Origin of the sequence: Amycolatopsis rifamycinica, from assembly GCF_000695625.1 — a bacterium.
GTDB lineage: Bacteria > Actinomycetota > Actinomycetes > Mycobacteriales > Pseudonocardiaceae > Amycolatopsis > Amycolatopsis rifamycinica.
Genome location: NZ_JMQI01000014.1, coordinates 158,748 through 176,082, shown reverse-complemented (window position 1 = coordinate 176,082; position 17,335 = coordinate 158,748). Strand labels below are relative to the sequence as shown.

The following is a 17,335-nucleotide window of genomic DNA, read 5'->3' as shown; positions in this document are numbered from 1 at the left end:
ATGGGGTAGACGTGGGGACGTGGACACGACCAGCACCACCTCAGCCCTCCGCGACCGCGCCGAGACCCTCCTGCGGGCACTCGCCGGCGATGCGGCGAGGCTGCGCGAAGACCAATGGACAGCCATCGAGGCCTTGGTCGCGCAGCGGCGCCGCGCGCTGGTCGTGCAGCGCACCGGGTGGGGCAAGTCGGCGGTGTACTTCCTGGCCACGGCGTTGCTGCGCGAGCAGGGCAGCGGGCCGACGGTCATCGTGTCGCCCCTGCTGGCGCTGATGCGCAACCAGATCTCGGCGGCGGCGCGGGCCGGAATTCACGCGGCGACGATGAACTCCGCGAACCCGCAGGAGTGGGACCAGGTCCAGGCGGCGGTCGCGGCCGGCGAGGTGGACGTCCTGCTGGTCAGCCCCGAACGGCTGAACAACCCGGACTTCCGCGACAACGTCCTGCCGAAGCTGACCGCGAGCACCGGGCTGCTGGTGGTCGACGAGGCGCACTGCATTTCGGACTGGGGCCACGACTTCCGGCCGGACTACCGGCGGCTGCGCACGCTGCTGGGCGACCTGCCGGAGGGCGTGCCCGTGCTGGCGACGACGGCGACCGCGAACGACCGCGTGGTCACCGACGTCGCCGAGCAGCTGGGCCTCGGCACCGGCGGCGACACGCTGGTGCTGCGCGGCAGCCTCGACCGGGAAAGCCTGCGGCTGTCGGTGTGCCGGCTGCCGACGTCGCAGGCGCGGCTGGCCTGGCTCGCCGAGCACCTGGCCGAGCTGCCCGGGTCGGGGATCATCTACTGCCTGACCGTCGCGGCGGCGCACGACGTCGCGTCGCTACTGAAGGACCGCGGCTACCCGGTGGCGGCCTACACCGGCAAGACCGACCCGGCCGACCGGCAGGCGGCCGAGGACGACCTGCTCGGCAACCGCGTCAAGGCCCTGGTCGCGACGTCCGCGCTGGGCATGGGGTTCGACAAGCCGGACCTCGGGTTCGTCGTGCACCTCGGCGCGCCGTCGTCGCCGATCGCCTACTACCAGCAGGTCGGCCGCGCCGGACGTGGCGTGGAGCGTGCCGAAGTCGTGCTGCTGCCCGGTGAAGAGGACAAGGCGATCTGGGCGTACTTCGGGTCGCTGGCCTTCCCGGACGAACTGCGGGTGACCCAGGTGCTCAACACCCTCGCGTACGCCGACCGTCCACTGTCGACGGCCGCGCTCGAGCCGTCGGTCGAGCTTTCCCGGTCCCGGCTGGAGATGGTGCTCAAGGTGCTGGACGTCGACGGCGCGGTCCGGCGCGTCAAGGGCGGCTGGACGAGCACGGGCGCGGAATGGCAGTACGACCGCGGGCGGTACCGGCGGGTGGCGGAAGCGCGCGATCGCGAGCAGCAGGCGATGCTCGGTTACCTCGCCACCGACGGCTGCCGGATGGAGTACCTGCGCCGCCAGCTCGACGACCCCGACGCGGCGCCGTGCGGGCGGTGCGACAACTGCACCGGGCGGCACTGGGACACGACGATCGCGGACGAGGTCGTCGACGCGACGCGCGAACGCCTGCAGCGGCCCGGTGTCGAGGTCGCGCCGCGGAAGCAGTGGCCGACCGGGATGTCCTCTTTGGACGTACCGGTGTCCGGCCGGATCTCGGCCGACGACCAGGCCGAGCCCGGCCAGGTGCTCGGGCGGCTCACCGACGTCGGCTGGGGCAACCGGCTGCGGGAACTCGTCGGGCCGCAGGCGAAGGACGCCGAAGTGCCCGACTCGGTGTTCAAGGCGTGTGTGCAGGTGCTCGCCGGGTGGCAGTGGGCGGAACGGCCGGTGGCGGTGGTGGCGGTGCCGTCGTCGACGCGGCCGCAGCTGGTGTACAGCCTGGCGACGCGGCTCGCCGAGATCGGCAGGCTGGACTTCCTCGGCGCGCTCGACGCCGAGGGGCCGCCGCCGCGTCAGGCGAACAGCGCGCAACGGCTGGCGGACCTGTGGCGGCGGATGAGCATGCCCGCCGACCTCGCGGAGACGCTGCCGGGCGGGCCGATCCTGCTCGTGGACGACCTCATCGACACGGGCTGGACGATGACGCTCGCCGCTCGCCTGCTCCGGCGGGCCGGGGCACCTGCCGTGCTGCCGTTCGCGCTGGCCAGCACGGCCTGAGGGAAGGCGGTCCGCGAGGGAGGAGACGTATACGGACGGACGACACGCGTACCTGGACGGACGACACGCGTACCTGGACGGACGACACGCGTACGCAGGTGGACGACACGGGTACCTGGGGAGGGTGGGCCGGGATGAACAGCCTGGGCGGATGGTGGGGATCTTTCGCACTGCGAAGGAATGTGGCAAAGTCCCGTGACACCTTCGGGTGACGTGGAGGCCGCCATGACCGAATCCGCCGTCCAGGTTTCGCAGCGCCACCGGCTGCCGGTGCGCAAGCTGTTCGCCGCGAGTGCCGGGAACGCGCTGGAGTGGTTCGACTGGACGATCTACGCGACGTTCAGCATCTACTTCGCCAGTGCGTTCTTCCCCGCCGGGAACGACACGCTCGCGCTGATCAACACCTTCGCCACCTACGCGCTGGCCTTCTTCTTCCGGCCGCTCGGCGGCGTCCTGCTCGGGCGGTTCGCCGACACCCGTGGCCGGAAGCCCGCCATGATCCTCACCATCCTGCTCATGGCCGGCGGGTCGGTGGCGATCGGGCTGCTGCCGACGTTCGCGCAGGTCGGCTGGCTCGCGCCGATCCTGCTGCTGCTCGCCCGCATCGCCCAGGGACTGTCGCTGGGCGGGGAGGTGTCGAACGCGTCGGCCTACCTGGGCGAGATCGCGCCGCCGGCGCGTCGCGGCCGGTACTCGGCGTTCTTCTACATCTCGACCGGCTCGGCGGTGCTCGTCGCGACCGTGCTCGGCTTCGTCCTGGCCCGCGCGCTCGACAAGGCGCAGCTCACGTCGTGGGGCTGGCGGCTGCCGTTCCTGCTCGGTGGCGTCTTCGGCCTCGTCGGGCTGTGGCTGCGCCGCAGCCTCGCCGAAACGGAGCTGTTCGAGCAGACGAAGACCAAGGCGCGGAAGATCGAACGGCCGCTGCTGACGACGCTGACCCACCACCCGAAGGCGGTGGGCAGGCTCGTCGGCTTCACGATGCTGTCGACCCTCTGCTACTACACGTTCTTCAGCGCGCTCACGTCGTTCGCGGTGAAGAACCGGCACGCCGGCGCCGACGCGGTCTTCCTCGCCCTTTCGGTCGGCACAGCGTTGTTCATCGCCCTGCAGTACCCGCTCGGGGCGCTGGCGGACCGGTTCGGCCGGAAGCCGCAGCTGCTCGTCTGGTCCGGGGCCACCGCGGTGGCCGTCGTGCCACTGTCCACTTTGATCGGTCCGGACGTCGGCGGCCTGCTCGTCGTGTTCTGCGTGGGGCTCGGGCTGTACACGGCGATGACGTCGATCGCGCCGGCCATCATGAGCGAACTGTTCCCCACCGAACTGCGCGGGCTGGGGCATCGGGGCCTGGTACAACCTGACCGTCGCGATCTTCGGCGGCACCGCTCCCCTGCTCATCACCCTGTTCGGCACGGTGTCGCAGACGCTCTACTTCTGGTACGTCGCCGTGGGCGCGGCGATCGCGTTCGCGGTGATCCTCACGCTCCCGGAGACCAAGGGCAGCGAGCTGCGGTAAACCCTTCGTCATCGACCGGTCACGCTCGCTACGCTGCGGGCCTTCAGACCGAGCCGAAGGAGGGACACTGTGCAGCAGACCGCCGACGTTACCGAGGAGCTGGCGCGCCGCGTGGTGACCGCCGCCGGCCGGGCGCTGGACGTCGACCTGACGCCGGAGCAGGCGCTGGTCCAGGCGTCGCCGCGCGACGGCGTCGACTACCAGGCCAACCTCGCGATGAGCCTGGGCAAGCAGCTCGGCCGTCCGCCGCGCGAGGTCGCCGGGCTGATCGCCGGGGCGCTGGAGCTCGACGGGATCGCCGATCCGCCGGAAGTCTCCGGACCGGGCTTCCTCAATTTCGCGCTGCGCACGGAATGGCTCGAAGCCCGCCTCGGCGCCCTGCTCGGCGATCCGCGTCTCGGCGTGCCGGAAACCACGGCGCCCCGGCGGATCGCGCTCGACTACAGCAGCCCGAACGTCGCCAAGGAAATGCACGTCGGGCACCTGCGCTCGTCCGTGATCGGCGACGCGCTCGCCCGGCTCCTGCGGTTCGCCGGGCACGAAGTGCTGCCGCACAACCACCTCGGCGACTGGGGCACGCCGTTCGGCATGCTCATCGAGCACCTTCTCGACGTCTCCGCCGGACAACGCGCGATCGCCGACCTCGACGCCTTCTACCGCGAAGCACGCCGGAAGTTCGACAGCGACGAATCGTTCGCGACGCGGGCGCGCACGCGTGTCGTCAAGCTGCAGAGCGGCGACGAAGACACCGTCGCCGTCTGGCAGGAGCTCGTCGACGAGTCGACCCGGCACTTCAACGAGGTGTACGCACTTCTCGGGATTTCCCTGACCGACAAGGACATCTACGGCGAGAGCTTCTACAACCCGTACCTCGCCGCGGTCGTCGACGACCTCGAGGAAGCCGGCTTGACCGAAGTCAGCGACGGCGCGATCTGTGTGTTCCCCGAAGGCTTCCGCAACCGCGAAGGCGACCGGCTGCCGCTGATCGTCCGCAAGCGCGACGGCGGCTACGGGTACGCCGCCACGGACCTGGCGACCGTCCGGTACTGGACGGCCGAGCGCGGCGCCACCGACCTGCTCTACGTCGTCGGGACACCGCAGGCGCAGCACTTCGCGATGCTGTTCGCCACCTGCCGCGCGGCGGGCTGGCTGACCGGGCGCGCCGAGCACATCGGCTTCGGCACGGTGCTCGGCGCGGACGGCAAGGCCATGCGGACCCGGGTCGGCGAGACCGTCAAACTGGCCGACCTGCTCACCGAAGCCGTGACACAAGCCGCCGCGGTCGTCGCCGAACGCAGTGAGCTCGACGCGCCGGGGCAGGCCGAAGTCGCCCGCGCGGTGGGCATCGGCGCGGTCAAGTACGCGGACCTGTCCGGGGACCGCGAGCGCGACTACGTCTTCGCGTGGGACCGGATGCTGGCCAAGGAGGGCAACACCTCGGTGTACCTGCAGTACGCGCACGCGCGGACGCAGTCGATCCTCCGCAAGGCGGGCGGCCTCCCCGACGGCACCGACGTCCTACTCGAAGCGCCGGCGGAGCGGGCGCTGGCGCTGAAGCTGCTCAGGTTCGGCGAAGCACTGAAAGCGACGACGAGCGCCTACGTGCCGCACAAGCTCTGTACGTACCTCTACGAGACCGCGGTCGCCTTCTCGCGGTTCTTCGAAGAATGTCCGGTGCTGAAGGCGTCTTCACCGGAGTTGCGCGCGTCCCGGCTGCGGTTGACCGCGTTGACGTCGCAAACTCTCGCGCTTGGGCTTTCACTGCTCGGCATCGAAGCGCCCGAACGGCTCTGACGGAAGGAACACGCATGATCATCGTGGCCGGCTGGCTCGCGGTCGCCCCGGAGGCCCGCGCCGCCTACCTCGAAGGCTGCGCCGAAGCCGTGCGGCTCGCGCGCGCGGCGCCGGGCTGCCTCGAGTACGCGCTGGGTGCCGACCTGCTCGACCCCGGACGGGTCACGGTGTACGAGCGCTGGGAGTCCGACGAAGACCTGGAGCGGTTCCGCGGGTCCGGACCGTCGGACGAGCAGGCGGCGCAGATTCTCGGCGCCTCGGTGGCGCGCTACCGGATCTCGGCGATCGAGGCGCCGTGACCGGCTAACAGCGCCACCAAGCCGCCGGCGGTCGACGGCGGCCGCGGTCCCGGCCCGCCGAGTCGCCACGGCGGACGACGTGGCGGAAGTCGTGACGCTGGCGGCGACGAACCCGAACCTGACCGGCACGGTCCTGGAAGCGGACGGCGGAGCGCGCCTGGTCTCACTCGGCTGAGGGACGCGGCACTTTCACGTGAAAGTGCCGCCTCACCGGGTGAGTCGGGACTGATTGGCTGGGCATCTCGCGTGATTGGGGAGGCATCACACGTGATTGGGAGGGCATCTCGCGTGATTGGGGAGGCATCTCGCGTGATCGGGAGGGCATCTCGCGTGATTGGAGGGGCGACACGGTGATGCCCCGGGAGACACGCGAGATGCCCGGCCAGTCACGTGTGATGCCCCCCGGCGCACGTGTGATGCCCCTTGGCTCGCGGGTGATGCCCGTTGGGGCGCGGGTGAGGGCGCGGGTGGGTCAGCGGCGGAGGGGGACGAGGTCGTCGGCGTGGACGACCTCGCGGCGCTGCTCGGCCGGGAGGTCGGGGGTGGAGCGGCCGATCAGGTCCGGGAGTTCCGTCGCGTCGAAGGCGACCACTCCGCGGGCCACCGGGCGGTCCTTGGCGTCCACCAGGTCGACCACGTCGCCGGCCTGGAAGTCGCCGGCCACGCCCGTGATGCCGGCGGCCAGGAGGGATCGGCGGCGGCGGACCACCGCCGTCACCGCGCCGTCGTCGAGGCGGAGCGTGCCCGTGGTGTCCGCCGCGTAGCCCAGCCAGAACCGGCGGGCCGACAGGCGCGTGTCCGCCGGGGCGAACGCTGTTCCCGGGGAGGCGGAAGTCAGCGCCGCCGAGGCTTCCGAGGCGGCGGCGAGCAACACCGGGATGCCCGCGCCCGCCGCCGTGCGGGCGGCCGCCAGCTTGGACACCATGCCGCCCGTTCCCAGGCCCGAGCTGGACATGCCGACCGAGATGCCGTCCACATCGGACTCGGACAGCACCTCCGTCAGCTTGCGGGTCGCGCCGCCGCGGGGGTCGCCGTCGTACAGGCCGTCCACATCGGACAGCAGGACCAGCGCGTCGGCGCCGATCAGGTGGGCCACCAAGGCCGCCAGGCGGTCGTTGTCGCCGAAGCGGATTTCCTCGGTCGCCACTGTGTCGTTCTCGTTGACCACCGGGACCGCACCCAGCGCCAGCAGGCGCGAAAACGTGCGCTGCGCGTTGCGGTAGTGCGACCGGCGGACGACGTCGTCGGAGGTGAGCAGCACCTGCCCGACCGTCAGCGAGTACCGCCCGAACGACTCCGCGTACGCGTGCGCCAGCGCCAGCTGCCCGACGCTCGCCGCGGCCTGCTGGGTGGCGAGGTCGCGCGGCCGCTTGCCCAGCGACAGCGGGGCCAGCCCGGCGCCGATCGCGCCGGAAGACACCAGCACGATCTGGGTATCCCGGGCGACCCGCTCGGCGATCGCGTCGACCAGCGCGTCCAGCCGGACCACGTCGAGCCCGCTGCCCGCGGAGGTCAGCGCCGACGACCCGACCTTGACGACCAGGCGCCGCGCGGCGGCGATGGCCTCGCGCGTGCCGCTCACGCGTCGAAGTCCGAGTCTTCGTCCTCCAGCTCGTCCGAGCCCGCCCGCCGGACCCGGCGGGCTTCCTTGCGCTCGGCCGCGCCGATCCGGTCGCTGCGCTCCAGCCGCACGTCGGTGCCGCGCCCGGACAGGTGCATCGCGACGCTGGGCGTCGACGGCTCCCACTCGAACTGGACGTCGCCGATCGTGACCGGGCTGCCCGGCCGCGCGCCGAGCTTCGCCAGCTCGTCCTCGACGCCGAGGCGGTTGAGCCGGTCGGCGAGGTAGCCGACGGCCTCGTCGTTGCCGAAGTCGGTCTGGCGGATCCACCGCTCCGGGCGTGCGCCGCGGACGATGAACGCGCCCTCTTCCTCGGGGTCGAGCTCGACGGTGAAGCCGGAGTCGTCGACGGCCAGCGGCCGCAGGACGATCTTCTCCGGCTCCAGCACCGGCTGCGCCTCGCGGTACTTGTCGACGATCGCGGCGAGCGCGAAGGTCAGCTCCCGCAGGCCCTTGCGGGACGCCGTCGAGACGGCGAACACCTGGAGGCCGCGGGCTTCGAAGTCCGGGCGCACGAACTCGGCGAGTTCGGCCGCCTCCGGGACGTCGATCTTGTTCAGGACGACCACGCGCGGCCGTTCTTCGAGCTTCCCGCCGAGGCTCGGCGTGTACTTGGCCAGCTCCGCCTCCAGCGCGTCCACATCGGACAGCGGGTCGCGGCCGGGCTCCAGCGTCGCGCAGTCGACGACGTGCACCAGCACCGCACAGCGCTCGATGTGGCGGAGGAAGTCCAGGCCGAGGCCCTTGCCCTCGGACGCGCCGGGGATCAGACCGGGCACGTCGGCCATGGTGAACACCGTGTCGCCGCCGGTGATGACGCCGAGGTTCGGCACCAGCGTGGTGAACGGGTAGTCGGCGATCTTCGGCTTGGCCGCGGACAGCACCGAGATCAGCGACGACTTGCCGGCGGACGGGAACCCGAGCAGGCCGACGTCGGCGACCGAGCGCAGCTCCAGGATCAGGTTGCGGGTCTCCCCCGGCTCGCCGAGCAGCGCGAAGCCGGGCGCCTTGCGGGCCTTGGACGACAGCGCGGCGTTGCCGAGCCCGCCGCGGCCGCCCTGGGCGGCGACGAACGTGGTGCCCGGGCCGATCAGGTCGGCGACCATCTCGCCGTCTTCGGTGAACACGACGGTGCCGGACGGCACCTTCATCACCAGCGTCTCCCCCGCCGCGCCGGCGCGGTTGCCGCCCTGGCCCATCTTGCCGCTGCCCGCCTTGGCGTGCGGGCGGAAGTGGAAGTCGAGCAGGGTGTGCACGTTGGGGTCGACGACCAGCAGGACGTCGCCGCCGTTGCCGCCGTTGCCGCCGTCGGGACCGCCGAGCGGCTTGAACTTCTCGCGGTGCACCGAGGCGCAGCCGTTGCCCCCGTCACCGGCGGTCAGGTGGATGACCGCGCGGTCCACGAACCGGGACGCCATGACTTTGCCTCACTTCACACTCAACGAAAGGTACGAACAAAACAAACGAGGGGTGGCACCGGATATTCCGGCCCCACCCCTCGTCAGAGGTCTCGATCGAAGCCAGGAATCAGGCTTCGACCGGCACGATGTTGACCGTCTTGCGGCCACGCTTCTCGCCGAACTGGACCGAACCGGCCGCCAGGGCGAACAGCGTGTCGTCGCCGCCACGGCCGACGTTCACGCCGGGGTGGAACTTGGTGCCGCGCTGGCGGATGAGGATCTCGCCGGCGTTGACTTCCTGGCCGCCGAAGCGCTTGACGCCGAGGCGCTGCGCGTTCGAGTCACGACCGTTGCGGGAGCTGGACGCACCCTTCTTGTGAGCCATAGCTCAGTCCTCTTTCTGAAGAACGAAGATCCGGAGAAACCCTTACAGGGAGATGGCGGTGACCTCGACGCGGGTCAGCTTCTGCCGGTGACCCTGGCGCTTGTGGTAGCCCGTCTTGTTCTTGAACTTGTGGATCCGGATCTTCGGGCCCTTGGTCTGCTCGACGACCTTGCCGGTGACCGAGACCTTCGCCAGCGCGTCGGCGTCCGTGGTGACCTCGCCACCGTCGACGTACAGAACGGCGGGGAGGATGTGCTCGGTGCCCGGCTTGCCCTCGAGCTTCTCGACCTCGACGACGTCGCCGACGGCCACCTTGTACTGCTTGCCGCCGGTTTTGACGATCGCGTACGCCGACACGGAAGTCTCCTGCATTACTCGACAATGGGTGGGGGCTCCGCGCGATCGGCCCACCTGATGGAACGGCGGTCCTGGACTCGCGCAGGCGACCTGCTCTGGTGGCAGGCCGTACTACAGGTTACGTGGGGTGCCCCGGTGCGTTACCACCGGGGTCCCCCTAGTCGTTCACTTGCTCTGGTCGGAGGCGTGCACCGGCGGGCCCGCCGGCCGCGACGCCGCCCGGCGCGGACGGCGCCGGGTGGAGCGCACGGCCGGTTCGGGCACGCTGACCTCGGGCTCGGCGACCGGCTCGGCGGCCGCGGACCCGGTGACCGGCTCCTCGGCCGGTTCCGGCGCCGGGGACCGCTCGATCTCGGGCTCCTCGTCCTGCGGCACCGGCGTCTCGTCCGACTCGGTGGTCACCGGGGTGCCGGCGACCTCCTGGGCGGGCTCGGCGGGCGGCTCGGCCGCCACCGGCGTCTCGTCCGCCTCCGTGGTCGCCGGGACGTCCGCGACCTCCCTGGCCGGCTCCGGGGCGAGCCCGTTGCCGTTCAGGGCGCCGTGGTCGTGCTCCTTGGCGGCCTTCGCGGCGTTCGCCACCGCCGCCACCGCGGACGCGATCGACTCCCGCCGCTCGGGCGGCGGAACCGCGTGCACCTCGGCCTTGGCGGCGGCTTCGGCCTGCTCCTTGGCGGCCTCCTCGCCCTTGCCGCGGCCCCGCGACCGGCGGGAGCTCTTCTCCCCGCCGCCGTTGCCGCCGTTACCGCCGTTGGCGTTCCCGCCCCCGTGCGAGGACGAGTTGTTCGCCGTGCGCTGCAGCTCGGTCGAGACGACCACGCCCCGGCCCTTGCAGTGTTCGCACGGCGCCGAGAACGCCTCCAGCAGGCCGGTGCCGATCTTCTTGCGGGTCATCTGCACCAGGCCGAGCGAGGTGACCTCGGCGACCTGGTGACGCGTGCGGTCGCGGCCGAGGCACTCGGTGAGGCGGCGCAGCACCAGCTCGCGGTTGGACTCGAGCACCATGTCGATGAAGTCGATGACGATGATGCCGCCGATGTCCCGCAGCCGGAGCTGGCGGACGATCTCCTCCGCCGACTCCAGGTTGTTGCGGGTCACCGTCTCCTCGAGGTTGCCACCCGATCCGGTGAACTTGCCGGTGTTGACGTCGATCACCGTCATCGCCTCGGTGCGGTCGATGACCAGGTAACCGCCGCTGGGCAGCCAGACCTTCCGGTCGAGCGCCTTGGTGATCTGCTCGTCGATCCGGTGGTCGGCGAACGCGTCGCCGGTGCCGGTGTAGCGCTTGAGGCGCTCGGTCAGCTCCGGCGCGACGTGCCGGACGTAGTCGTTGATGGTCTCCCAGGACCGGTTGCCCTGGATCTCCAGCTTCGTGAAGTCCTCGGTGAAGAGGTCACGCACGACCTTGACCAGCAGGTCCGGCTCTTCGTAGAGCATGGTCGGCGCGCCGCCCTTCTTGCCGGAACCGGCGGCGGCCTTCTCCTTGATGACTTCCCACTGGGCCTTGAGGCGGTCGACGTCGCGGCCGAGCTCCTCCTCGCCGATGCCCTCGGAGGCGGTGCGGATGATGACCCCCGCGTCCTCCGGGACGATCCGCTTGAGGATGTCCTTGAGCCGGCGGCGCTCGTTCTCCGGCAGCTTGCGGGAGATGCCGGTGGCGCCGCCCGCGGGCACGTACACCAGGAAGCGGCCGGGCAGCGAGATCTGCGTGGTCAGCCGGGCGCCCTTGTGCCCGACCGGGTCCTTCGTGACCTGGACCAGCACGGAGTCGCCGGTCGAGAGCGCCTGCTCGATCTTGCGGGCCTTGCCCTCCAGGCCGGCGGCGTCCCAGTCGACCTCGCCGGCGTACAGCACGGCGTTGCGGCCGCGGCCGATGTCGATGAACGCGGCCTCCATGCTCGGCAGCACGTTCTGCACGCGGCCGAGGTAGACGTTGCCGACGATCGAGCCGGAGCCCGACTGCGTCACGAAGTGCTCGACGAGGACGCCGTCCTCCAGCACCGCGATCTGGGTGGAGTCGCCGTGCTCGGCGACGACCATCGTGCGCTCGACCGACTCCCGCCGGGCCAGGAACTCGGCCTCGGACAGGATCGGGGCGCGGCGGCGGCCCGCCTCGCGGCCGTCACGGCGGCGCTGGCGCTTGGCTTCCAGGCGGGTCGACCCGCGGACGCTGCGCACCTCGTCGCGCGCCGGGCGCTCGGCCGGCTCGGCCTTGGCCTGGCGGACGTGCGTGACCGTGTTCGGCGGGTCGTCGGTGCCGGTGGCCTCGGCGTCTTCGCCGTCCGAGCCCTTGCGGCGGCGACGGCGGCGTCGACGGCGGGTGCCGCCTTCGCCCTCGTCGGCGTCGCTTTCGGACTCCGAAGCCGACTCAGCGGCGTCCTCGGCCTCTTCGGTATCCGCTTCGGGCTTTTCGTCGCCGTTGCGGCCCTTGCGGCGCGGCTGCTCCTCGGCCTGGTCGTCGTCGGCTTCGGCGATGTCGTCGCCGCCCTCGGCGCCCTTGCCCCGGCCACGGCCGCGACGGCCCCGGCGGCGACGACGGCGGCTGCCGGCGTCGTCGTCTTCGTCGGCACCGGTGTCGATGCCCGGCGTGGTGTCTTCGGTGTCTTCTTCCTCGGCCACCTCGGGCTCGGGCCGCGACGGCGGCTCCGCGAACGGGTCGGCGGGCTTGCGGGCCGGCTTGACCGCGGGCTCGGCGGGCTCCGGCGGCAGGAAGACCGGCGACGGCGCGGCGAACACCGGCAGGTGCGCGCGGGTCTTCTGGCGCGGCCGCGGCTTCTCGGCCTCGGCGACCGGCACTTCCGGGACCTCGGGCACCGGCGGCCGGGTCTCGGCGGGCTTCGGGGCTTCTTCCTGGGCCGCCGGCTCGGCCGGCGTGTCTTCGGTCTCACCGGGCGCGAACGCCTCGGCCACCTTGAGCGCCACTTCCCTGGTCACGCTCGACTGCGCGCTGCGCACGCTTTCGCCCAGCTCGGCGAGCTTCGCGAGGACGTCCCGGCTGTGCGACTCCAACAGCTTGGCCAGCGCGTGGACCCGGATCCGGGCGGGCAGGTCGGCCAGCGGGCCGCCCGTGGGTGTGGCGGGATTCCCGCCGGTCTGCTCGGCGGGTGTTTCCGCGTTCGACATGTGTCTCCTCCGCCCCCGGGCGCGTCTGCCGGTTCGCACCGGCAGGGACGCGGCCGCGCAGGGGCCCCTTTCTGTTCGTTCCGCCGTGGTGGTCACCAGCGGCGGGAATCCTTGCCCGACAACCGGGCGCCGCACCACCGCTTCCGGTGGGGCGCAACCCGGCCAAAGGTCTGCTCGGCGGCGTGCCTGGCCAGGCTTTCGCGGCCCCCGGGCCGCCTGCCACGTCGTCCAGCCGCCCGGTTCGCGGGCGGCGACGCGCGTCACGCTGTTCATGCACATCACCGGGCCACAACGCCACAGGCAGCACCTCTCACGTGCGCCCCGCGGCCCAGCGGCCACCCCGAGTATCCCACACCGGGTGACCACTCCGGTGTACTCGGTACCTCCCGCAGGCACCCGGGCGTGCCGAACCGGTCGCCGCGCACCCCACGGCCGGGGGAACTTCGCCGCAGCGCTTGTCCGCCGGGCACGCGGTGGTTACGGTGCGGCTCGGGGTGACCGGGATCTCGCGCGCCGGCCACCCGCGGTTCCTGCATCCGGTGGGAGGTCCGGTGTCCCTGCTGGCGCGGCCGCTGCGGGCGGCCGTGTGCACCGTCCTGGTGCTTTCGGGCTGCGTCACCCCCGGTCCCGCGGCGGCAGGCGAGTCCGGCTGCGCCCACGGCCGGGCCCTCCGCTACGTCGTCACCTTCGAGCGCGGCACCGCCGAGACCGCCGCCCGCGCGGAGATCGCCGGTGCCTGCGGCGCCACCACCGTCTACTACCCGCAGATCGGCGTCGCGGTCGCCACCTCGGGCGACCCGGCGTTCGGCGACCGGATCGGGCTCGACCGGGCCTTCAGCGCGCAGGCCGAGCGGCTGGCCACGCAGCGCGCCGCCGACGTCAAGCCGCAGCCCGCGCGGGCCACGCTGCCCGCGACCGACCCCGCTCGCGTGCCCACCGAGGACCTGGGCCCGAGGCAGTGGGACATGCGGATGATCGACGCCCGGAGCGGCGCGGCCGGCCGCCGTGACGTGGTCGTCGGCGTGCTCGACTCCGGCATCGACCCGGACCACCCGGACCTGAGCGACGCCCTCGACCGCGACGACTCCGCCGGCTGCCTGACCGGCGCCCCCGACCGGTCGCGGTCGGCGTGGGCGCCGACGACGTCGGTGCACGGCACGCACGTGGCGGGGATCATCGCGGCGGCCGACGACGGGCGCGGCGTGACGGGTGTGGCGCCCGGGGTGCGTGTGGCATCGGTGAAGGTGATCGACGACCGGGGCTACGCCGACCCGGAGGCCGTGATCTGCGGCCTGATGTGGGCTGCCTCACGGCACATGCGGGTGACGAACAGCAGCTTCTTCGTCAACCCGTGGACGCTGTCGTGCATCCGCGGCAACGACCGCGGCGTGGTGCACGAGGTGCTGGCCCGCGCGGTCGAGTACAGCACCTCGGCGGGCACGGTGAACGTCGCGGCGGCCACCAACGAAGCGGTGGACCTCACGCCGTCGGCGCGTTCGGGGGCGCGGGGCGCGGGCGGCGGGTGCGAAGCGCTGCCGGCCGGGCTGCGGGACGTCGTCGCGGTGTCGGCCGTCGGCGCGAACCGGGTGAAGGCGGGGTACAGCTCGTACGGGCTGGGCGTGATCGACGTCACGGCACCGGGCGGGGAGACGGGCGAGTGCGTGCTGTCGACGGTGCCGGGCGGGTACGCGCCGCTGTGTGGAACGTCGATGGCGGCCCCGCACGTCACCGGGGTACTGGCGCTGCTGGCGTCGGCGGAGCCGGACGCCCGGCCCCGGCAGCTGCGGCGCACGTTGCAGACGCAGGCGACGCCGATGCCGTGCCCGGCCGACTACGACCTCACCGGCGACGGGCTCCAGGACGCCTACTGCGCCGGGTACGAGGGGTTCAACGGGTTCTACGGGCACGGGATGGTGCACGTCCCGGCGCCTGCCGGGGTGCCGGCCGGGCCGCCCGAGCAGGCCCGCTGACCCCGGCGGCCCGTGCGCGATGCCGGGCCTGGCGTGATCGGGCCGGATCTCGCGTGATCGGACGGGCATCACGTGTGATCAGGCGGGCATCACGCGTGATTGGGTGGGCATCACGCGTGATTGGGGGGACGACACGTCACGTTAGGAGGAGTTTCGCGATGCGGCGGGTTGAGGCCCAGAGGCCCACCGCGCCGAGGAGGAGCAGGTAGGCCAGGTTGATCAGCATGCCGCCGGACAGCAGGCCGGTCGCCAGGCCGCGCATCAGCTCGATCGCGTGGTAGAGCGGGAGGCAGCGGACCACCCACTGCAGGGGCTCCGGGTACACCGACAGCGGGTAGAACGTCGTCGCGAAGAGGAACATCGGGGTCAGGCCCAGCTGGATGTAGTCGAACTGGGCCGTCGACCGCAGGAACGTCACCAGCGCCATGCCGATCGCCGAGAACGCCAGGCCGACCAGGAGCGCCGCCGGGACCATCAGCAGGGCCCACCACGACGCCAGCAGGCCCATCGCCGCCGCGATCGCGAGGAACGCCACCGCGTAGATGCCGCCGCGGGTGATCGCCCAGCCGATCTCGCCCAGCGCCACGTCCAGCGGGCCGATCGGGGTGGCCAGCATCGCGTCGTACAGCTTCGCGTAGCGCAGCTTGAAGAACAGGTTGTACGTCGATTCGAACACGGCGCCGTTCATCGCCGACGTCGCCAGCAGCGCCGGCGCGACGAAGGCGACGTAGCTCATCGGGTGCCCGTCCGGGCCCGTCACCTCGGTGACCAGCTTGCCGAACCCCAGCTGGAACGCCAGCAGGTACAGGAACGGTTCGACGGCGCCGGACAGGAAGATCAGCAAGCTGCCGCGGTAGACCATGACCGAGCGCTCGACGAGCGTGCGGGCGCGGCCGGCGTACAGGCCCGGCGGCAGGATGCGCAGGAACAACCCGGCGCGGGTTTCGACGGCCGTCATCAGACCACCAGCCTCCGGTAGAAGGCCCGGTGCGCGAGCACCCACCCGGCCGCGAACAAGGCCGCCAGCACGGCGAGGTGACCGAGCATCGCCCAGCCACCGACGCCGCCGATGCTCACGCCGCGGGCCAGCTGCGTGCCGTGCCACAGCGGCGAGAGCCAGGCCAGCCACCGGATCGCGCCCGGCAGCTGGGAGATCGGGAAGAACGTGCCGGAGAACAACGTCATCGGTATCACGACGAACCGGAAGATCAGCCCGAACCGCTGGCCTTCGTCGAAGGTCCGCGCGGCGAGCGCGGCCATCGGCGTGGTGCAGGCGAGCCCGGTGACGGTGCCGGCGAGGATCGCCGTCAGCACGCCCGGCCCGGTCCACGCGCCGAAGAACAGCGCGACGAACGCGTAGATCGCGCCCGCCAGCGTCAGCCGCAGGGCCGACCAGATGAGGTGCCCGCCGAACACCTGGCCCGGCGACACCGGCGTGGCCGTGACGGCGAGGTACTCCTTCTGCCACTTGAACCCGGACAGGACGGGGTAGCTCGATTCGCCGAACGCCTGCTGCGCGGCCCCGGCGGCCAGCAGCGCGGGGGCGATGTACTGCAGGTACGACAAGCCGCCGGTGACCTCGCCCGGCCGCACCTGCGAGCCGAACCCGAGCCCCATCGCGGCCAGGAAGAGCACCGGCTGCAGGCCGGTGGAGTACAAAGTGGACAGCCAGTGGCGGCGGTACCAGGTCCAGCGCCCCTCGACCAGCAGCCAGGCGCCGTGCCACTTGCCGACCACCCGGCCGGTCGAGATCGTCGCCATCAGTCCACCAGCGTCCGGCCGGTCAGCCGGAGGAACACGTCCTCCAGCGAGCTGCGGCGGACCAGGCTCGACAGCGGCCGGACCCCGCGGGCGTGCGCGCGCTCCAGCGTGTCCTCGCCCGTGTCGCTGTAGAGCAGCACCCGGTCCGGCAGCACCTCCACGCGCTCGGCCAGCCCTTCCACCTGCTGGGCCGCCGCGACCTGCTCCCCCGGCGCGAACCGCAGCTCGACGACTTCGCGCGTCGAATACCGCCGGATCAGGTCCGCGGGCGAGCCCTCCGCCGCGATGCGGCCGTGGTCCATCACCACCAGCCTGTCGCACAGCTGCTCGGCTTCGTCCATGTAGTGCGTCGTGACGATCAGCGTCGTGCCCTGGGCCTTGAGCCGGAACAGCCGGTCCCACAGCAGGTGGCGGGCCTGCGGGTCGAGGCCCGTCGTCGGCTCGTCGAGCAGCAGCAGCTCCGGGTCGTTGACCAGCGAGCGCGCGATCGTCAGTCGCCGCTTCATGCCGCCCGAGAGCGAGTCGACCTTGTCGTCGGCCCGGTCACTCAGCTGCGCGAACTCCAGCAGCTCGGCCGCCTGCCGCCGCGCCGCCGCGCGCGACAGGCCGAAGTAGCGGCCGTAGATCAGCAGGTTCTCCCGGACCGTCAGCTCGACGTCCAGGTTGTCCTGCTGCGGCACCACGCCGAGGCGCGCGCGGATCCGCGGCCCGGCGACCTCCGGGTCCAGCCCCAGCACGCGGAGCTCACCGTCGGTGCGGGGCGACACGCACGCGATCATCCGCATGGTCGACGACTTGCCGGCGCCGTTCGGGCCGAGGAAGCCGAACGCCTCGCCGCGCCGCACCTCGACGTCGATCCCGCGCACGGCTTCGAACTCGCCGAAGCGCTTCACCAGTGCCTTGGCCTGCACCAGTGCCGGTTCCCGGTCCTCCGATTCGTCCACGCTCCGCACCATAGGACCCACCACCGACAAAAACCGAACG

12 protein-coding genes and 1 pseudogene are annotated in these 17,335 nt (G+C 72.1%); 5 read left to right on the top strand and 8 right to left on the bottom strand.

What is annotated here, in order from left to right; genetic code table 11:
• Positions 1-19 precede the first annotated feature (19 nt).
• The 4 genes and pseudogenes from DV20_RS07565 (at position 20) to DV20_RS07550 (ending at position 5,737) form a co-directional block, all read left to right on the top strand.
• A complete protein-coding gene (locus DV20_RS07565; protein ID WP_043777673.1) occupies positions 20-2,131 on the top strand; it encodes a RecQ family ATP-dependent DNA helicase in 2,112 nt (703 codons plus the stop codon).
• 225 nt (positions 2,132-2,356) lie between these two features.
• Positions 2,357-3,644, top strand: a pseudogene (locus DV20_RS07560) (MFS transporter).
• Positions 3,645-3,713: 69 nt separating this feature from the next.
• The gene (gene argS, locus DV20_RS07555; RefSeq protein WP_043777670.1) at positions 3,714-5,438 is read left to right on the top strand and encodes an arginine--tRNA ligase; all 1,725 of its coding nucleotides are present in this window, start codon (positions 3,714-3,716) and stop codon (positions 5,436-5,438) included.
• 14 nt (positions 5,439-5,452) lie between these two features.
• On the top strand, positions 5,453-5,737 hold the full coding sequence (locus DV20_RS07550; RefSeq protein WP_043777667.1) for a putative quinol monooxygenase: 285 nt from the start codon (positions 5,453-5,455) through the stop codon (positions 5,735-5,737).
• A gap of 472 nt (positions 5,738-6,209) precedes the next feature.
• On the opposite strand, the gene proB is transcribed toward DV20_RS07550, so the two are convergent.
• From proB to DV20_RS07525, 5 genes are all read right to left on the bottom strand, one after another.
• Complete coding sequence (gene proB, locus DV20_RS07545) at positions 6,210-7,319, bottom strand: glutamate 5-kinase (RefSeq protein WP_043777664.1); 1,110 nt, start codon at positions 7,317-7,319, stop codon at positions 6,210-6,212.
• On the bottom strand, positions 7,316-8,776 hold the full coding sequence (obgE, locus tag DV20_RS07540; protein WP_043777662.1) for a GTPase ObgE: 1,461 nt from the start codon (positions 8,774-8,776) through the stop codon (positions 7,316-7,318). The genes proB and obgE overlap by 4 nt, the downstream gene beginning before the upstream one ends.
• Before the next feature lie 109 nt (positions 8,777-8,885).
• Complete coding sequence (gene rpmA / locus DV20_RS07535; RefSeq protein WP_043777659.1) at positions 8,886-9,143, bottom strand: 50S ribosomal protein L27; 258 nt, start codon at positions 9,141-9,143, stop codon at positions 8,886-8,888.
• A 42-nt stretch (positions 9,144-9,185) separates the two neighbouring features.
• A complete protein-coding gene (gene rplU / locus DV20_RS07530) occupies positions 9,186-9,500 on the bottom strand; it encodes a 50S ribosomal protein L21 (protein WP_043777828.1) in 315 nt (104 codons plus the stop codon).
• A 165-nt stretch (positions 9,501-9,665) separates the two neighbouring features.
• Positions 9,666-12,620: a translation initiation factor IF-2 N-terminal domain-containing protein gene (locus tag DV20_RS07525; RefSeq protein WP_043777657.1), complete on the bottom strand. Its 2,955-nt coding sequence runs from the start codon at positions 12,618-12,620 to the stop codon at positions 9,666-9,668.
• Positions 12,621-13,171: 551 nt separating this feature from the next.
• On the opposite strand from DV20_RS07525, the gene DV20_RS07520 reads away from it, so the two are divergent.
• Positions 13,172-14,590 carry a S8 family peptidase gene (locus DV20_RS07520; RefSeq protein WP_043777826.1) on the top strand — a complete coding sequence of 473 codons (1,419 nt, stop codon included), beginning with the start codon at positions 13,172-13,174 and terminating at the stop codon, positions 14,588-14,590.
• 136 nt (positions 14,591-14,726) lie between these two features.
• Here DV20_RS07520 and DV20_RS07515 read toward each other — a convergent pair whose 3' ends face one another.
• From DV20_RS07515 to DV20_RS07505, 3 genes are read right to left on the bottom strand one after another with little or no spacing between them, the layout of a single operon-like run.
• The gene (locus DV20_RS07515; RefSeq protein ID WP_043777654.1) at positions 14,727-15,548 is read right to left on the bottom strand and encodes an ABC transporter permease; all 822 of its coding nucleotides are present in this window, start codon (positions 15,546-15,548) and stop codon (positions 14,727-14,729) included.
• Positions 15,548-16,351, bottom strand: coding sequence for an ABC transporter permease (locus DV20_RS07510; RefSeq protein ID WP_043777652.1), 804 nt, complete (start codon positions 16,349-16,351; stop codon positions 15,548-15,550). Before DV20_RS07510 ends, DV20_RS07515 begins: the two co-directional genes overlap by 1 nt.
• Complete coding sequence (locus DV20_RS07505; RefSeq protein ID WP_043777648.1) at positions 16,351-17,307, bottom strand: ABC transporter ATP-binding protein; 957 nt, start codon at positions 17,305-17,307, stop codon at positions 16,351-16,353. The genes DV20_RS07510 and DV20_RS07505 overlap by 1 nt, the downstream gene beginning before the upstream one ends.
• Between the last annotated feature and the right edge of the window lie 28 nt (positions 17,308-17,335).